Origin of the sequence: Achromobacter sp. ACM01 (assembly GCF_014851745.1) — a bacterium.
Classification (GTDB): Bacteria; Pseudomonadota; Gammaproteobacteria; order Burkholderiales; family Burkholderiaceae_B; genus Achromobacter; species Achromobacter aegrifaciens.
Map to the genome: position 1 here is coordinate 484,287 of NZ_JACVAF010000001.1, position 17,022 is coordinate 501,308.

The 17,022-nt window shown below is 65.8% G+C and carries 15 protein-coding genes and 1 tRNA gene; 9 read left to right on the forward strand and 7 right to left on the reverse strand.

The window, feature by feature from the left end:
• Positions 1–101: 101 nt before the first annotated feature.
• Positions 102–176, forward strand: a tRNA-Arg gene (locus tag IB268_RS02310).
• A 67-nt stretch (positions 177–243) separates the two neighbouring features.
• Here IB268_RS02310 and IB268_RS02315 read toward each other — a convergent pair.
• Complete coding sequence (locus IB268_RS02315) at positions 244–495, reverse strand: hypothetical protein (RefSeq protein WP_192353752.1); 252 nt, start codon at positions 493–495, stop codon at positions 244–246.
• Between the two features lies 1 nt (position 496).
• On the opposite strand from IB268_RS02315, the gene IB268_RS02320 reads away from it, so the two are divergent.
• Entirely contained in the window at positions 497–787 is a 291-nt protein-coding gene (locus tag IB268_RS02320; protein ID WP_225591314.1) for a HigA family addiction module antitoxin, read from the forward strand.
• 42 nt (positions 788–829) lie between these two features.
• On the opposite strand, the gene IB268_RS02325 is transcribed toward IB268_RS02320, so the two are convergent.
• The 3 genes from IB268_RS02325 to IB268_RS02335 are packed head-to-tail and all read right to left on the reverse strand — an operon-like array spanning position 830 to position 4,838.
• Positions 830–1,585, reverse strand: coding sequence for a GntR family transcriptional regulator (locus IB268_RS02325; RefSeq protein WP_175180418.1), 756 nt, complete (start codon positions 1,583–1,585; stop codon positions 830–832).
• Positions 1,582–3,351, reverse strand: a complete 1,770-nt coding sequence (locus IB268_RS02330; RefSeq protein WP_175180419.1) for a glycerol-3-phosphate dehydrogenase/oxidase — start codon at positions 3,349–3,351, stop codon at positions 1,582–1,584. Before IB268_RS02330 ends, IB268_RS02325 begins: the two co-directional genes overlap by 4 nt.
• Positions 3,348–4,838 carry an FGGY family carbohydrate kinase gene (locus IB268_RS02335; protein WP_192353754.1) on the reverse strand — a complete coding sequence of 497 codons (1,491 nt, stop codon included), beginning with the start codon at positions 4,836–4,838 and terminating at the stop codon, positions 3,348–3,350. The genes IB268_RS02330 and IB268_RS02335 overlap by 4 nt, the downstream gene beginning before the upstream one ends.
• Positions 4,839–5,017: 179 nt before the next feature.
• On the opposite strand from IB268_RS02335, the gene IB268_RS02340 reads away from it, so the two are divergent.
• Genes IB268_RS02340 through IB268_RS02360 form a run of 5 tightly spaced genes read left to right on the forward strand, consistent with a single transcriptional unit; the run spans position 5,018 to position 10,469 of the window.
• Entirely contained in the window at positions 5,018–6,052 is a 1,035-nt protein-coding gene (locus IB268_RS02340) for a substrate-binding domain-containing protein (RefSeq protein WP_054455120.1), read from the forward strand.
• On the forward strand, positions 6,049–7,572 hold the full coding sequence (locus IB268_RS02345) for a sugar ABC transporter ATP-binding protein (protein WP_192353755.1): 1,524 nt from the start codon (positions 6,049–6,051) through the stop codon (positions 7,570–7,572). The genes IB268_RS02340 and IB268_RS02345 overlap by 4 nt, the downstream gene beginning before the upstream one ends.
• 41 nt (positions 7,573–7,613) lie before the next feature.
• Positions 7,614–8,600: an ABC transporter permease gene (locus IB268_RS02350; RefSeq protein ID WP_175161234.1), complete on the forward strand. Its 987-nt coding sequence runs from the start codon at positions 7,614–7,616 to the stop codon at positions 8,598–8,600.
• A complete protein-coding gene (locus IB268_RS02355; RefSeq protein ID WP_192353756.1) occupies positions 8,597–9,577 on the forward strand; it encodes an aldo/keto reductase in 981 nt (326 codons plus the stop codon). The genes IB268_RS02350 and IB268_RS02355 overlap by 4 nt, the downstream gene beginning before the upstream one ends.
• Before the next feature lie 13 nt (positions 9,578–9,590).
• Positions 9,591–10,469: a class I fructose-bisphosphate aldolase gene (locus tag IB268_RS02360; RefSeq protein ID WP_054455113.1), complete on the forward strand. Its 879-nt coding sequence runs from the start codon at positions 9,591–9,593 to the stop codon at positions 10,467–10,469.
• Positions 10,470–10,484: 15 nt separating this feature from the next.
• On the opposite strand, the gene fdx is transcribed toward IB268_RS02360, so the two are convergent.
• The 3 genes from fdx to IB268_RS02375 form a co-directional block, all read right to left on the reverse strand.
• Positions 10,485–10,823: an ISC system 2Fe-2S type ferredoxin gene (fdx, locus tag IB268_RS02365; protein WP_054455112.1), complete on the reverse strand. Its 339-nt coding sequence runs from the start codon at positions 10,821–10,823 to the stop codon at positions 10,485–10,487.
• Positions 10,824–10,839: 16 nt separating this feature from the next.
• Entirely contained in the window at positions 10,840–11,319 is a 480-nt protein-coding gene (cueR, locus tag IB268_RS02370) for a Cu(I)-responsive transcriptional regulator (protein ID WP_054455110.1), read from the reverse strand.
• A 109-nt stretch (positions 11,320–11,428) separates the two neighbouring features.
• Entirely contained in the window at positions 11,429–12,430 is a 1,002-nt protein-coding gene (locus tag IB268_RS02375) for a 2Fe-2S iron-sulfur cluster-binding protein (RefSeq protein ID WP_125471754.1), read from the reverse strand.
• Between the two features lie 348 nt (positions 12,431–12,778).
• Here IB268_RS02375 and IB268_RS02380 point away from each other — a divergent pair, with 348 nt between their 5' ends.
• Both IB268_RS02380 and IB268_RS02385 read left to right on the forward strand, forming a co-directional pair.
• On the forward strand, positions 12,779–13,843 hold the full coding sequence (locus IB268_RS02380) for an efflux RND transporter periplasmic adaptor subunit (RefSeq protein ID WP_304515478.1): 1,065 nt from the start codon (positions 12,779–12,781) through the stop codon (positions 13,841–13,843).
• Positions 13,840–17,016 (forward strand): efflux RND transporter permease subunit, encoded by a 3,177-nt coding sequence (locus tag IB268_RS02385; RefSeq protein ID WP_125471752.1) that lies wholly within the window; start codon positions 13,840–13,842, stop codon positions 17,014–17,016. Before IB268_RS02380 ends, IB268_RS02385 begins: the two co-directional genes overlap by 4 nt.
• Positions 17,017–17,022: the final 6 nt, after the last annotated feature.

Sequence of the window (17,022 nt, forward strand, 5' to 3'; positions counted from 1 at the left end):
AGTCCAATGCAACCGACGGGGTTTTCGCTGAGTTTGCCGGAAGATTTGATCCCGTTCATGCAGTTCAGCGAAAACTGGGTACAATACCGCCTCCTTGCGCTGCGCCCGTAGTTCAATGGATAGAATGAGAGTTTCCGAAGCTCTTGATACAGGTTCGATTCCTGTCGGGCGCGCCACCAAATCCAAGACTAAGGAATGGCTTGGGTCCGCACCGGGCCTGAATGTGGCTGTTCCGACTCCGGTTCAGAAGGCCTGATTGCCTCGCCCGAAGATGCCGCGCAGCAAGCCGCCGCATCGTGTCTCTCCCCTGGCTGATTTGCCATCTTGTCGATCCACTTCGAGTAGCGCTCGAAGAGCATCTTGACGTCTTGCGCCCATCTGCGTGGACGGATGCTTCAGGATATGCCACTTCAAGAACTGCGGTAGACACGAGGCTTGTCGCAGAAGGTTTTGGCTGACATATTGCATGTCCAGCAGCCGTTCAAGGCCAATCATGATGCAGAACCCTCCGCATCCGGGTGAAATTCTCCGGAACGATGTAATTGTTCCCTTGGGGCTATCGTTGACCGAGGCTGCCGACAGGCTGGCCATGTCGCGCGTGGCGCTTTCACGAGTTCTCAACGGCAAGGCGGGCATCAGCCCGGATCTTGCCGTCCGTCTGGAGCATGCCGGGGCCAGTACTGCCCAGGCTTGGGTCGCAATGCAGGCTAACTATGATCTGTGGCAGGCGCTACAGCATGAGCAGCCGCCCGTTAGGCCGTTGACTTCGACAGCAGCCGCGCAGTGATCCTGTCAATTTGATCGCCAAACAGGCCAGCCTCCTGCCGTCTCAGGTAGTAGTCTGCACATGCAGCCGGCTGGACTTGCAGCGGTGCAAGGCGCGGTAGTGCTCCAGCGCCCGCCCGTTGGCGCCATAGGCGATGGACTCGATGCGCAGCATGGGTTCGGGATCTTTCATGCCCAGCAATTCGCAGGTCTGGGCGTCCGGTTGCACCGCGTCTATCCAACGTTCCGCGCGCACGATGCGCAGGCCGTACTGTCTGCGCAGCACGTCGTAGAGCGAACGGTTTTCCAGGCGGGTGCGGTGCAGGCCCGGCACCAGGTCCGCGGGCACGGCGGTTTCCACCAGCAATTGCAGTTCGCCGTCGACGCTGCGCAACCGCTTGAGCGCCACCACCTGGCTGTCTTCGGTCAGCCCCAGTGAACTGGCTTCGTGCGCCGTGGGCGCGCGCAGTTCCTGCAGCAGCACCTGGGTGCGTACCGTGCGGCCCTTGCGCTCCATTTCGTCCGAAAAGCCCAGCACGGTGGACACGAAGTCTTCGTCGCGCTCGCGCGCCGACACGAAGGCGCCCTGGCCGCGTATCTTGTAGATCAGGCCGTTGCGGACCAGGTCCGCCAGCGCTTCGCGCACGACGATGCGCGAAATGCCATATTGCTCGCCGAACTCGGCCTCGGTGGGCAGCTTGTCGCCCACGGCCAGTTCGCCTTGCAGGATCTTGCCGCGCACCACGTCGCGGAACTGTGTCCAGAGCGGGGCGCCGGCGCTGCGGTCCAATATGGCTTCGGTGGAGATGGGGCTGCTCATGTCGTCAAAGAGTTTGAAATCGAACCTGTAGCCAAGGCGGAATCGGCGGGCTCTGCCCAGGGCGCCTCGTCTGGAGGAAGTTGAACACAGTGCCGGTCCCGCAGCGTCGCGGTGCAGGCTCGTAACTCGTCTTGCCGGCGCGCCGGGCTCCAGCCCAGCTCGGCTGCGGCGATATCCGCCAGTTCCGCCAGCAGTGCCGGCGTGACATGGCCGCGAATGGCCAGCAAGGTGCGCCGGATCGCCAGGTCGGCCAGGTGCTGCACAGACGTTTCGCGGCACAGATAGCGGATCTCGGCCGTTGAATGATCTGGCGCGTGGCGCAAGGGCTTATCGCCCGCCGCGGCGAAATCCGCCGCCACGGCGCCCGCCCGCGCACCATAGCGCATGAACAGTTCGGCGACGCGCCCGCGGTCCAGCGCGGTGGCGGCCTGAATGCTGTCCAGAAAGCGTTGCCGTCCCGCCGCATCGGCGGGCATGCCCGCGCCTCCACCGATCGCCACCTGCTCGGTCGACTGCCGCCGCGCGCGGCCCAGTTGCTGCAGCACCGCGTCGGCCGCCAGTTGCGCCAGCGAACGGAACGTCGTCCATTTTCCGCCGACCAGGCACACCATCGGCACCTCGCGGCGCGCGTTGGGCGGGTCGATCACCACCGCGTGGTCGCGCGATATCTGCCCGGGTTTGTCGGCATCCGACTGGGCCAGCGGCCTGACGCCCACGTAAGTGTAGACCACGTCCTTCCGGCTGAAGTCCAGGCGGGGAAACACCTCATGCAGTACATCGAGCAGGTAGTCGATCTCCGCCGGTTCGGTCGCGGCGAGGTCGGGATCATCCACCGGAATGTCGGTGGATCCCACCAGCACCCGGTCCAGGAACGGGTAGACGATGCACACCCGGCCGTCGGACGCCTCGAAGTACGCCATGCGTCCCTGGAGCGCGGTGCGCAGTGCGGGGTGATCCAGGATCAGGTGTGATCCTTTGGTGCCCATGACGCGCGAGCCGTCGCCTTCCAGGGCGCCAGCCGCGCGGTCCAGCCAGGCGCCCGTTGCGTTGACGACCGTGTCGGCAGTCACTTGCACGGATTCGCCGGTCAGCGCATCGCGCAGGGTAATGGCGCGGCCCTGGCAAGCCGTCACGCTGCAATAGTTCGACGCGACCGAGGCCGGGTGGCCGCGATGCGCATCGTCGATCAGCTCCAGCACCAGCCATTCCGGATGCCGTATCCAGGCGTCGTAATACGTGGCGGTCCAGCGCACCGCCGCGCCGAACAGCGCGCTGTCCGCCGCCGGCAGGCGCTCGATGCGATGTTCCGGCATGACGCGCTGGTTGCGGCCCAGCTTGTCATAGAGGCGCAAGCCCAGTCCCACCACGCACAGTCCGCGCGCGCCAGGCGAGGCGTTCAGGCCGGCAAAGCGCAGCATGCTGCCCCACAGTCCGCCGAAGCGGCTGGATAGCGGCACCACGGTTTCCAGTGGCTGCACCAGATGCGCCGCATTGCGCAGCAGCAGATTGCGTTCGCGCGTGGCCTCCGCCACCAGGGAAAATGATCCGCTTTCCAGGTAGCGCAAGCCGCCGTGGATCATGCGCGATGGCGCGCTGCTGGCGCCGGCGGCCACATCGTCCTTGTCCACGATCAGGCAATCCACGCCCTGCAGCGACAGGTCGCGGAACACGCCAGCCCCGTTGATGCCCGCGCCTACGATCACCGTCGAAAAATGGCGTCCCGCCAACGAAGCCGGGCGCATGAAAGCGGATGTGCGAGGAGTCATCGCGCGGATCCCGCAAGATGGCCGAAAGCCGGGGCCATGCTGTCCACCAGGCCATGGAAGCTGGCGTAGAAATCGGCGTGCGCCTGCGCTTCGGCGGCCAGAGGTTCGACCCGTTCGCATGGGGCGGGCAGCAAGTCGCCGCCGCCAGGGTTCTGCGACAGCGCGGCATACAGCGCAGCGCCGCGCGCGCCGGTTTCGTCGTCGCCGCAGCGTTCCACGGCGTGGCCCAGAAAGCCCGCCAGCAGGCGCGCCAAACGCAAGTCCCGGGCGCCGCCGCCCAGCGCGGCGACCTTGTCTGGCACGCCCAGTCCAAGCGCCGCCAGGCGCTTCAGGTGCCGCGCGTGCAGCGCTACCACGGCGTCCACCACGGCACGCGCCATGTGCGCGCGGGTGTGATGGCCTTGCAGGCCGACGTAACCCGCGCAGGCTCCCGCCGGCCAGCTGCCGCCATTGATGAAGGGCAGAAAACGCAGACCGTCGGCGCCCAGGGGCACGCCCATCGCGCAATCCACCGCCGCGGCCGCATCCTGGAACTGCAAGGTGCGCGCCAGCCAGGCCACGTTCGCCATCGATGAGGGGCTGTTTTCCAGATAAAGCCTGCGGTCCGGATCGCCGAAGCTGACGATGGCGCCCACCTCCGGCTTCGGTTCGCGGGCCGGCGCCACCACGGCATTCACGCACCAGGTGCCGAGCACGGCCACGGCGTGCCCCTGGCGCTCCGCGTTCACCGCCTTCAGCGAGGCGAGCAGATCGATTGCGCCGAGCGCCACGGGCAGGCCGGCGGGCAAACCGAAAGCGGCCGCCTGGGCCGGCCGCAGCCGGCCGATCACGGCGCCGCTGGGCGCGATGGGCGCCAGCGCCGTGGCGGACAGGCCGGACAGGCCGGCGGCCTCGAAAGCCATCGTGGACCAAGTCCCCGTGTTGAGCGACAGCAGGCCGGCCGTGCTGGCGTCGCTGGCGTCCGTGGCGATTTCGCCGGTCAACAGGAATCCCAGATAGTCCTTGGCGAACGCCAGGTGGCGGATGCGGCGGAGTTGAGCGGCGTCCGCGCCGTAGAGTTCTGCAGCGATCAGCGACGACTGTCCTGACCACGGCCGGCAGCCGACTTCGTCATACAGTGCGTCCCCCATGTTGCGGCCCAGCGCCCGGGCGCGCGCGGCGGCGCGCTGGTCAGTCGATGCCACCGCGCGGCCTTCCAGCAATTGGCCGCTTGCATCCAGCGCATACAGGCCGGCGCCATGGCCGGTGCAGCACAGCGCGCGCAGGTCGGCCACGCGCGGACCCAACTGGGTTGCCACGCCTTGCAAGGCCCGCGCCAGCGCCGTCTGGATGGCGCCCGCGGGCAGTTCACAACCGCCTTGCGCCAGTTGCCGATAGGGCAGCGCGCCGCCCGATGCGGCCAGTGTGGTCCCGCTCCCGGCCTCGAAGGCAACTGCCTTCAAGCCCGTGGAGCCCATGTCTATGCCCAGGTAGATGTCTGTTTTCATGTCATAACATTGTCTACAGATATTTTCCGCAGAATAGCAGTGTTTCCCCTAGTAATCTAAAAAATCCGGCTGCAATATAGTTCGTCGATGTCATAACAACGATTCGACCAAAACAAGGTTGAACAACAGGCACCGAGGGCTGCAGGGTTCTTGGAACGATGCGAAAAAAGGAGCGGAACATGAGACGAGATTTCTTGAAGACCGTAGCGGCGGCGGGCGCCGGCCTGGCGAGCGTCAACGCCTTTGCGCAGAACACTCCGCAAGCCCCCGGGCTGCGCGGCAACGCCAACGACGTCTACGTGATGAACGTGATGGTGTCCGGGGTGGAGTACTGGTTCCCTGTCTACGAAATGATGAAGCAGCTGGGCCATTCGCTCGGCGTGCGCACCCGCTATTCGGGCACGCCCGAGTACGACGTCAATAAGCAACTGGCCTCGTTCGAGCAGGAACTGGCGCGCAAGCCGGCCGGCATCCTGCTGCATCCCATGAACCCCGACCCCTTCATCGAACCCATCAACCGCGCCGCGGCCATGGGCATCCCGGTGGTGACCTTTGCGGCCGACTCGCCCAATTCCAAGCGCGTGTCCTTTGTCACGTCCGACAACGACCGCGAAGGCGCGCAGGCCGCCGACGCCATCGCGGCCTCGCTCAATGGCAAGGGCGAATACGCGGTGCTGGAAAACCCCGGCCAGGACAACCATGACCGCCGCGTCGCCGCCTTCATCAACCGCATGAAGACCCAGCATCCCGGCATGAAGCTGGTGGGCCGCGCGGCCAGCAACCAGGATCCGAACAAGGCCTACCAGGCCACGCTGAGCCTGGCGCAGGCCAACCCCGGCCTGGGCGCCCTGTTCATGCCCGAAGCCAACTCGGCGCTGGGGGCGGCGCAGGCCTCCATCGAGACCAAGAAGAACATCAAGGTCCTGTGCTGCGACGTGAACGCCAAGATCCTGGACATGATCAAGTCGGGCGAGGTCTTCGGTTCCGTCAACCCGAACCAGGGAGTGCAGGGCTATATGGGCATGATGCTGCTGTTCCTGGCGCGCAACCAGCAACTGATCGACCCGATGAATGACGCCAAGCGCAACGGCACCAACCCCATGGCCGTGCCGTTCCTGGACAACGGCCTGTCCATCGTCAGCAAGGCGAACGCCGACGACTTCTATTGGGACAAGTACCTGGCGCGTCGCGGCACCAAGGGCATCAACGAATGAAGGCGCCCGCAGCGCTGCTGGAACTGCAGGGCATCAGCAAGCAGTTCGGCGCGTCCAAAGCCCTGGCCGACGTGCGCTTCACGCTGCGCCGGGGCGAAATCCATGCCTTGTGCGGCGAGAACGGCGCTGGAAAGTCGACGCTGATGAAGATCATCGACGGCATCCACCAGCCCGACAGCGGCGACATCTACCTGGAAGGCGAGCGCGTGGTCATCAATGGGCCGGCCCATGCGATGCGCCTGGGCATCGGCCTGGTCCACCAGGAAATCTCGCTCTGCGGCGACGCGACCGTGGCCGAGAACATCTTCATGCCCATGATCAGCGCCGGCACGCAGACCTGGATGGATTACGCCGGCCTGCAAGAGCGCGCTGCGGCCGTGCTGCGGCGGCTGGGCCAGGACATCGATCCGGGCTTGCGGGTCGATGCGCTGGGCATATCCAGCCAGCAGCTGGTCGAGATCGCCCGCGCCTTGACGCTGGACTGCAAGGTGCTGATCCTGGACGAACCCACCGCCGCGTTGACGGAAGTGGAGTCCGTGGCGCTGTTCCGCGTCCTGCATGACCTCAAGGCCCAGGGCATTGGCATCGTCTACATCAGTCACCGCATGGCCGAGATCTTCGAGCACTGCGATCGCGTCACGGTGTTGCGGGACGGCCGCGACGTGCACAGCGCCGACATTGCGGCGCTTTCTCCGGATGCGCTGGTGCGCTGCATGGTGGGGCGCGACCTGGGCAATTATTATCCGCCCCGGCAAGCGGCTGGCGATGCGCCAGCCGAGACCCTGCTGGAAGTCGAGGACCTTGCCGACGGCGCCGCCGTCCACGGCATCTCGTTCACGCTGCGGCGGGGCGAAATCCTGGGCATCTCCGGCCTGATGGGCGCGGGCCGCAGCGAGCTGGCCGAAACCGTGTGCGGCCTGCGGCGCGCGCGGCGAGGCGCCGTGCGGCTGCGCGGCCAGCCCCTGCGGCTGCGCCGCTATGCCGACGCCCTGCGCCACGGCATCGCCTACCTGAGCGAAGACCGCAAGGCCGCCGGCCTGTTCCTGGACATGCCGATCGAGCAGAACGTGTCATCGATGGCGCTGCGCCGCATCAGCTCGCGCTTCGGCCTGCTCAAACGTACGGCGGAACGCAGCCTGGCGGTTGAACTGGGCGCCCGGCTCAGGCTCAAGTCGGACGGCGTGGCGATCGATGCCAGTTGCCTGTCGGGCGGCAACCAGCAGAAGGTGGCCATCGCCAAACTGCTGGCGACCCGCCCCTCGGTGCTGCTGATGGACGAACCGACGCGCGGCGTGGACGTCGGCGCCAAATCCGAGATCCATCACCTGCTGCGCGACCTGGCCAATCAGGGCGTGGGCGTGGTGGTGATCTCGTCCGAGCTGCCGGAGATCATCGGGCTGTGCGATCGGGCCCTGGTCATACGCAACGGCAGGCTCGCCGGAGAACTGGCGGCCAGCGAAATGACGGAAGAAAAATTGCTGCGGCTGGCCTCCGGCCTGTCCGCCGAGGAGGCGACATGACGAGCGACCTGAAAACCCAGCCGGCGGCGCAAGCAGTCCTGATGCCTCCGGCCACCGGCCTGCCGACGGGGGCCCGCCCGGGACGCCGGCTGGGCAGCTTCCGCGAAGCGGGGCTGCTGCTGATCATTGCCGCACTGTGCGTCGTCATGAGCTTCGCGTCGCCGCATTTCCTGACCTGGGAAAACGTGCGCGCCATGCTGCTGTCGTTTTCCATCGAAGGCATCGTGGTGGTCGGCATGACCATACTGGTCATCGTCGGCGGCATCGACTTGTCGGTGGGCTCGGTGGTCTGCCTGGCCATGGTCATCACCGGCAAGCTCTTCCTGATGGGACTGGACCCATGGACCGCCAGCCTGGCCGCGATCGCCGTCTGCACGATGGTGGGCGCGCTCATCGGCGGCTGCGTCACCCGCATCGGCCTCAGCCATTTCATCGCGTCGCTGGCGTTCATGGTGATCGTGCGCGGCCTGTGCCTGGCCATCACCCAGGGCACGCCGCAATCGCTGTTCTCCTTGCCGCCGCAGTTCAAGTTCATCGGGCAGGGATCCATCGCGGGCATACCCGCCGTCATCCTGATCTTCGCCGCCATCGTCGTCATCAGCGATTTCGCGTTGCGCCGCGCCGCCCTGTTGCGCAAGGTGTTCTACACCGGCAGCAATGAAAAGGCGGCGCTCTATGCCGGCATCCGCACCGGCCGCGTGAAGTTCTGGGTCACTGTGCTGTGCTCGACCTTGGCCGGCGTCGCAGGGGTGGTCTACACGGCCCGCTTCGGCGCTGCCACGCCCAACTTCGGCGTGGGCATGGAGCTCAACGTCATCGCGGCGGTGGTGATCGGGGGCGCCAGTCTCAAGGGCGGCTCGGGCACCGTGCTGGGCGCGGTGCTGGGCTTGGCCTTGCTGTCGGTCGTCACCAGCTCGCTCATCCTGCTGGACGTGTCGCCCTACTGGCAAGACGTCGTCAAGGGGCTGATCCTGCTGGCCGCGGTCACCGTCGACCATCTCATGAACGTCAAAAAGGTTTCACGATGAAGACAACAACACTGGGCGCGTCCGGCATTGCCTGCGAATCCGTCGGCCTGGGCACCTGGGCCATGGGCGGCTGGATGTGGGGCGGCGGGGACGATGCGGCTGCCGTTGCCGCCATCCAGGCGTCCCTGGACGCGGGCGTGCGGCTTATCGATACCGCGCCTGCCTATGGCCTGGGGCACGCCGAAAGCCTGGTCGGCCAGGCGCTCAAGGGGCGCCGCCAGCAGGCCGTCATCGCCACCAAGTGCGGGCTGGTCTGGCATACACGCCAAGGCGAGCATTTCTTCGACGAGGAAGGCCAGGCCGTGCACCGCCACCTGGGCCGCGCTTCCATCTTCCACGAAGTAGAGCAAAGCCTGGCGCGCCTGCAGACGGACTACATCGACCTCTACATCACGCATTGGCAGGACGCCGGCACGCCGGTCGCCGAGACCATGGACGCCCTGCTGGATCTGAAGCGGCAAGGCAAGATCCGCGCCATCGGCGTCAGCAACGTGGATCCCGGCACTTTGGCCGAATACCTGCGCCATGGCCCGGTGGACGCCATTCAGGAACGCTACAGCCTGATCGACCGCGAGATCGAAGCCACGCTGATGCCGCTATGCCGCCGCCACAACGTCGGCATCCTCGGGTATTCCTCGTTGGCGCTCGGCCTGCTGGCCGGACCCATCGATCCGGAGCGCCGCTTTACCGGCGACGACCAGCGCGCCGGCAACCCCCGTTTCAGCGTTGCCAATCGCAGCCGGCTGCAAGGCTTCTTCGCGGAACTGGAACCGCTGCGCCAGCGGCTGGACTGCTCGGCTTCGCAACTGATGATCGCCTGGACCACGCGCCCAGGCGGGGTCACCGTGGCGCTATGCGGCGCCCGCACGCCGCAGCAGGCCAGGCAGAACGCCGGCGCTGCCGCGCTGGAACTTACGCCTGAAGACATTGCCGCCATCGACCTGGCAGCCGGGCGCCATCTGCAAACACTGGATTGAACAAGGAATCCCCATGCTGCACAGAAAAGAAGCGCGCCTGAACCGCCTGCTGAACGGCGGCCGCTGCCTGGACATCGCCGTCGACCACGGCGTCTGCAATGAACCCAGCTTCCTGTCCGGACTGGAGGACATGCCGGCCGTGATGGAACAACTGGCCGCCGCGCGCCCCGACGCCATCCAGCTGAACTATGGCCAGGCCGACCTGCTCCAGCAACGCCCCGGCCGCGACAAACCCGCGCTGGTCATGCGGCTGGACATGGGCAATCCCTACAACGCCACGACCCACCGCGTCATGTGGGCCGTGCTGCAGAACGAGCAGGACCCGGTGCTGCCTGCGGTCCAGATGGACGCGGCCTGCGTGGTGGTCAACCTGTTCATGCTGCCGGACGAGCCCGACCTGTTCCGCCAGTGCGTCGCCAACATCGCGCGGGTACGCGCGGACTGCGACCGCTATGGCATGCCGCTGATGATCGAACCCCTGGTCATGGCGCCGCATTCCGCGCGCGGCGGCTATATGGTCGATGGCGACGCGGAGAAGATCGTCACGCTGGTCAGGCTGGCGCGCGAAATGGGCGCCGACATCGTCAAGGCCGACCCCACGACCGCCACGCGCGATTTCCACCGCGTGGTGCAGGCGGCGCGCTGCCCGGTGCTGGTGCGCGGCGGCGGCCGGGAGGACCTGCGGCAGGTCTTCGAGCGGTCGCGCGAGTTGCTCGATGAAGGGGCGGTGGGGCTGGTGTATGGCCGCAATGTCTACCAACACGCCGATCCGTCATCGGTGGTGCGGGCGCTGATGGCCATGATCCATGATGACGCCAGCGCCGGACAGGCATGGGACATCTACGAGGCAGGCGGCCGACAGGATGCAAGGCTCATCGGCCGAAGTTCCTGACACCTCAGCCAGATCCTAATGCTCTTCCTTCGCATGGTTGATCGTGTATTTGGGGATGGCGACGGTAAGGTCCTCTTCCGCGACGATCGCCTGGCAGCTCAGGCGGGATTGGGCTTCCAGCCCCCAGGCGCGGTCGAGCAGGTCGTCCTCGGACTCGTTCGCTTCGTTCAAGGATTCGAAACCCTTGCGCACGATGCAGTGGCAGGTGGTGCAGGCGGCGCTCATGTCGCATGCATGTTCTATTTCAATGCCGTTGGCCAGCAGGGCCTCGCAAATTGTGGTGCCAGCCCGCACCTCCAGCTCGGCGCCTTCGGGCGCCAGCTCGGCATGCGGGAGTACGGTGATTTTTGGCATATCGGATTCCAGGCGCTCAGCAAGCTGATGCGGGTTTTGCCGGCGATTCCTTGCGAGCGCTCCGCAGCACGGCGCCGCCGCGCGCGGCGGGCTCCTGTTCTTTTTCGTCCGGCTGCTCTAGGGTGTGCAGGATGGGGCAATTCGGCCGATCGTCGCCCGCGCAACAGCGGATCAGCGCCTCGAGCGTGTCGGCCATCTGCCGCATGCTTTCGATGCGCCGGTCCAGTTCAGCCAGGTGTTCCTGGGCTACGTGCTTGACGTCCGCGCTCTGGCGCGACTGGTCGTGCCAGAGGCTCAGCAGATCCTTGGTCTCGGCGACTGAAAAGCCCAGGTTGCGGGCACGGCGGATGAAGTGCAGCCGGTGAACATCGATCCGGCTGTAGGCGCGGTAGCCGGACGAGTTCCGCTGCGCCACGGGTATCAGGCCGATCTGCTCGTAATAGCGGATCATTTTTGCCGATACCTTGGAGGTCTTGGACGCTTCGCCGATGTTCATGGGAGTCTCCTCGCTCAAAGGAATGGGTAGAGGCATGAGAGAAGACTAGAGCTTTCCAACATGGGAAGGTCAAGCATGCCGCCGGCCGGGGAGGGGCCGGTCCGGCTGGTTACTGTGGCGTAAAAAAAACATCGGCGTGCATGTCCTGGACGTTCAGTCCGCGCTCGAACGCCAGAGCCATCGCCGCTTCCACCATCGCCGGCGGGCCGGCGACATAGGCTTTCCAGCTTTTCAAGTCCGCGAGGTCTGCGCCGGCGGCTTGCGTGACGAAGCCGGTCCGGTATGGCGTGGCATGCGCCTCGGACAACACGGGCACAAAGCTCAGGTTGGCGTGGCGGCGTGCCAACGCCTCGAAATGCTGGACGAAGTAAAGATCCCGTTCCGTGCGCGCGCCGAAGTAGACATGAATCGGCTGGCTCATGCCGTGCGCGAGCGCGGTTTCGACAATTGAGTTGATGGGGGCCAATCCCGAACCTCCCGCGATGCAGAGCATCGGTCCGGAATGTCCATCGCGCAGATGCGAGGAGCCGAGCGGCGCGCGCAGCGCCACGCGTTCACCAGGTTGCAGCGTGGCGTGGACATAGCCCGACGCGACCCCGCCCGGAACACGGCGGATGTGGAATTCCAGTTCGCGATCGCCTGGCCTGTTGGCCATCGAGTAGCTGCGCGCCGGCGACGGCCCGAACCTGATGTCGGCATACTGCCCGGCGGCGAACGGCAAGGTATTCGTTGCTTCAGGTCGGATCCTTACGCGCATGATGTCGTGCGTCAGTTCGTCCATGGCAACGACGGTCCCTTCCACATTCTGGATTGGCGCCGCGGCTGCTTCGTCGTTGCCCAGCCATGCCACCGCCACATCGCTCTTCGGTACCGCGCGGCACGCCAGGATGAAGCCGCAGCGCGTTTCTTCTTCCGTCAACGCGTAGCGCGAGTGCGGCAGCATTTCCACCGCGCCTTCGATCAGGCGCGATTTGCAGCTGCCGCAGCGGCCCGATCGGCAGCCGTGCGGATAGGCAACGCCATTCTGCAGTGCTGCTTCGAGTATGGTCTGGCCGTCCGGAACCGGCAGCCTGGCTCGCGCCTGCCGGATGTCCACCGTTCTACTGCTCATTGGGTTGCTCCAGATACTTCGGGTTGGTATGGAACGGCATCGAGATGCCCTTTGCCGTTCAGACGGCGGTCCCAATCTATTGCTTCCAACAGTTGCAAGGTCAATAGCCCGCCGCATCCGCCAGCGCATGCTTGACCTTCCTGTCGTTGGAATCCCTAGCCTTGCCGAATTTCTGCAGAGCGCTTCGGAAGGGCCGAAGCCCTGCCGTACAGAAGGGGCATGTCGATGCGTCGAAAATTCAGAATCGTTGTCGTGGCTGGAGCCATCGCGGCGGCCGGAACCATTGCGTGGGCGGCCGGTGATGCGTCCGGAGATGAAAGCAAGCCGCCGCCTTCCGCGGGCGCGCCGATGGCGCCTCAGGTTCCGGTCGCCGAAGTGATCCAGCGTGTCATCGCGCCATCGACCGACTTCACCGGATATCTGGCGGCTCCGGAATCCGTCGAATTACGCTCGCGGGTCAGCGGCGCGGTAGATGCCGTCAGCGTTCCCGAGGGCAGCCTGGTGCGCAAAGGACAGCAGCTGTTCCAGATCGATCCGCGGCCATTCCAGGTGGCGCTCGACACGGCCGCGGCGCAGTTGCGCCAGGCCGAGGCGCTGGCCAGCCAGGCCCAGGCTGACTTCGACCGCGCCCAGCGGCTGGTGGCGACCGGCGCGGTGTCGCGCAAGACCTATGACGACGCCGTGTCCGCGCGCAACGCCCGCCAGGCGGAGATCCTGGTGGCCAAGGCAGCCGTGGCGGCGGCGCGGCTTGATCTGTCCTACGCGCGCATCACGGCCCCGATATCAGGTCGCGTCGACCGGATCATGGTGACCGAAGGCAATCTGGTCAACGGCGGGGCGGGGGGCGCGGCCAACCTGCTGACCACGATCGTTTCGATCGACCCGGTGCACGTGTACTTCGACATAGACGAAGCGACCTACCTCAACGCCGTGAGGCTGGCCCGGCCAGACTCCCAGGGCGGAAAGGCGTCGCTGCCGGTCGCCGTGGCGCTCGCGACGGACCAGGGCTTTCCCCACAAGGGCACGCTGGATTTCGTGGGCAACCAGATCGACCGCGGCACAGGCACCATCCGCGCCCGCGCCGTCGTGCCGAATCCCGATGGCCTGTTGGCCCCGGGGCTGTTCGCGCGTGCCAGGCTGACGACCGGCGCCGAGCGCGCAGCCATTCTGGTCGATGATCTGGCGGTGGGCACGGACCAAGGGAAAAACTACGTCCTGGTCGTGGGGGCCGACAATCAGGCCCAGTACCGCGCGGTGCAGCTGGGCCAGATGGTGGATGGGCTGCGCATGATCAGTACCGGCTTGCAGGCTGGTGAGAGGATCATCATCAAGGGGCTGGTACGCCCCGGCATGAGCGTCACGCCGCGTATGGTGCCTATGCAACAGGTAGCCGCTGCGGAGGCCCGCCCATGAAGTTCCCTCATTTCTTCATTGCGCGGCCAATCTTCGCCATCGTCCTGTCGTTGCTGATGCTGTTGGCGGGCGGCATTGCGTTCTGGCAGTTGCCGCTGAGCGAGTATCCCGCCGTCACCCCGCCCACGGTACAGGTGACGGCAAGCTATCCCGGCGCCAATCCGGAAGTGATCGCCGATACCGTGGCGGCCCCGCTGGAACAGGTGATCAACGGCGTGGAAGGCATGCTGTACATGAGTTCCCAGATGGCCGTCGACGGCCAGATGGTGCTCACCATTGCCTTCAAGCAGGGAACGGACCCGGACATGGCGCAGATCCAGGTGCAGAACCGGGTCTCGCGCGCCTTGCCGCGCTTGCCGCAGGAAGTGCAGCGCATCGGGGTGGTCACGCAAAAGACCTCACCCGACGTGTTGATGGTGGTGCACCTGGTTTCGCCGGAAAAACGCTACGACTCGCTCTATCTATCGAACTTCGCCATCCGGCAGGTGCGCGACGAACTTGCGCGCCTGCCCGGCGTGGGCGACGTGCTGGTCTGGGGCGCTGGCGAGTACTCGATGCGCGTCTGGCTAGACCCCACCAGCGTCGCCGCGCGCGGCCTGACCGCCAGCGACGTGGTTGCGGCCCTGCGGGAGCAGAACGTGCAGGTCGCCGCGGGGTCGGTGGGCCAGCAGCCGGATACCACGGCGGCCTACCAGGTGACGGTCAACACGCTGGGGCGTCTGACCAGCGCGGAGCAGTTCGGCGACATCGTGGTGAAGACGGGCGCGGATGGCCAGGTTACCCGGCTGCGCGACGTTGCCCGCGTTTCGCTGGGGGCGGATGCCTACACCTTGCGCAGCCTGATCGATGGCGAATCGGCGCCCGCTCTGCAGATCATCCAGAGTCCCGGCGCCAACGCCATCGACGTCTCCAATGCGGTGCGCGGCAAGATGCAGGAGCTGCAGCAGAGCTTCCCGCAGGATGTGGAATACCGGATCGCCTACGACCCCACCGTGTTCGTGCGCGCCTCGCTGCAATCGGTGGCGGTCACGCTGCTGGAGGCCATCCTTCTCGTCGTCATCGTGGTGGTGCTGTTCCTGCAGACCTGGCGCGCGTCCATCATTCCCCTGGTGGCCGTGCCCGTGTCGCTGGTGGGGACCTTTGCGCTGATGCACATGTTCGGCTTTTCGCTCAACACGCTGTCGCTGTTCGGCCTGGTCCTGTCGATCGGCATCGTGGTGGACGACGCCATCGTGGTGGTCGAAAACGTGGAGCGGCACATGGCCCTGGGCGAATCCCCAAGGCAGGCCGCGATCAAGGCCATGGACGAGGTGACGGGGCCGATTATTGCGATCACCTCGGTGCTGGCGGCAGTCTTCATTCCGTCGGCCTTCCTGTCCGGGCTGCAGGGCGAGTTCTATCGCCAGTTCGCGCTGACCATCGCAATTTCGACCATACTCTCCGCCATCAACTCGCTCACCCTGTCGCCCGCGCTTGCGGCCATCCTGCTCAAGCCGCATCACGACGCGGCCAAGGCCGACTGGCTTACGCGCATCATGGGCCGGGCGCTGGGCGGCTTCTTCCGGCGCTTCAATGTCTTCTTCGACAGCGCCTCGAATGCCTACGTCGGAACGGTGCGCCGGGCGGTGCGCGGCAGTGCCATCGTGCTGCTGCTGTACGCCGGCTTCGTCGGCCTGACCTGGCTGGGCTTTCACCAGGTGCCGAACGGATTCGTGCCGGCCCAGGACAAGTACTTCCTGGTGGGTATCGCACAGTTGCCCAGCGGCGCTTCGCTCGACAGGACGGAGGCGGCGGTGAAGCAGATGTCCGAGATCGCGCTGGCCGAACCGGGCGTGGAGAGCGTGGTTGCCTTCCCCGGGCTTTCGGTCAACGGTCCGGTGAACGTGCCGAACTCGGCGCTGATGTTCGCCATGCTCAAACCCTTCGATGAACGCCAGGATCCTTCGCTTTCCGCCAACGCCATCGCCGGAAAGCTGATGGGCAAGTTCAGTCAGATTCCGGACGGGTTCCTCGGTATCTTCCCGCCGCCTCCCGTGCCGGGCCTGGGGGCCATGGGCGGCTTCAAGCTGCAGATCGAGGACCGCGCCGGATTGGGGTTCGAAGCGCTGGCCCAGGCGCAGGGGCAGATCATGGCGAAGGCCATGCAGGCTCCCGAACTGGCGAACATGCTGGCCAGCTTCCAGACCAACGCGCCGCAGTTGCAGGTGGACATCGACCGCGTCAAGGCCAAGTCCCTGGGGGTATCGCTGACGGACGTGTTCGAGACTCTGCAAATCAATCTGGGATCGCTCTACGTCAATGACTTCAACCGCTTCGGGCGCACCTACCGGGTCATGGCGCAGGCCGACGCGCCGTTCCGCATGCAGGCCGACGACATCGGGATGCTCAAGGTGCGCAACGACAGTGGCGAAATGATTCCTCTGAGCGCCTTTGTGACGCTGACGCGCGGGTCCGGGCCGGACAGGGTCATCCGCTACAACGGCTTTCCGTCGGCGGATATCAGCGGCGGTCCCGCGCCGGGATATTCCTCGGGGCAGGCGACGGACGCGATAGAACGCATCGTCCGCGAGACCTTGCCCGAAGGCATGGTCTACGAGTGGACGGACCTCGTCTACCAGGAGAAGCAGGCTGGGAATTCAGCGTTGTACATCTTCCCATTGGCGGTGCTGTTGGCCTTCCTCATTCTTGCCGCCCAGTACAACAGCTGGTCGCTGCCGTTCGCCGTGCTGCTCATCGCGCCCATGGCATTGCTTTCGGCGATAGGCGGGGTCTGGCTGTCCAACGGCGATAACAACATCTTCACGCAGATCGGCTTTGTGGTGCTGGTCGGCTTGGCCGCCAAGAATGCCATCCTGATCGTGGAATTCGCCCGCACCAAGGAGGACGAAGGCGCCGATCCGCTGGCGGCAGTGCTGGAGGCTGCCCGGTTGCGCCTGCGCCCCATCCTGATGACCTCGTTCGCTTTCATCGCCGGCGTGGTGCCGTTGGTGCTGGCCACAGGCGCCGGGGCGGAGATGCGCCATGCCATGGGTATCGCAGTGTTTGCGGGAATGGTTGGCGTGACCCTGTTCGGCCTGTTGCTCACGCCCGTGTTCTACGTCGTGGTGCGCAAATTGGCGCTGCGACGGGAAGCCCGCCGGGCCGCGACCCGCTCGGCCAAGCAACACGCATGATGGCCA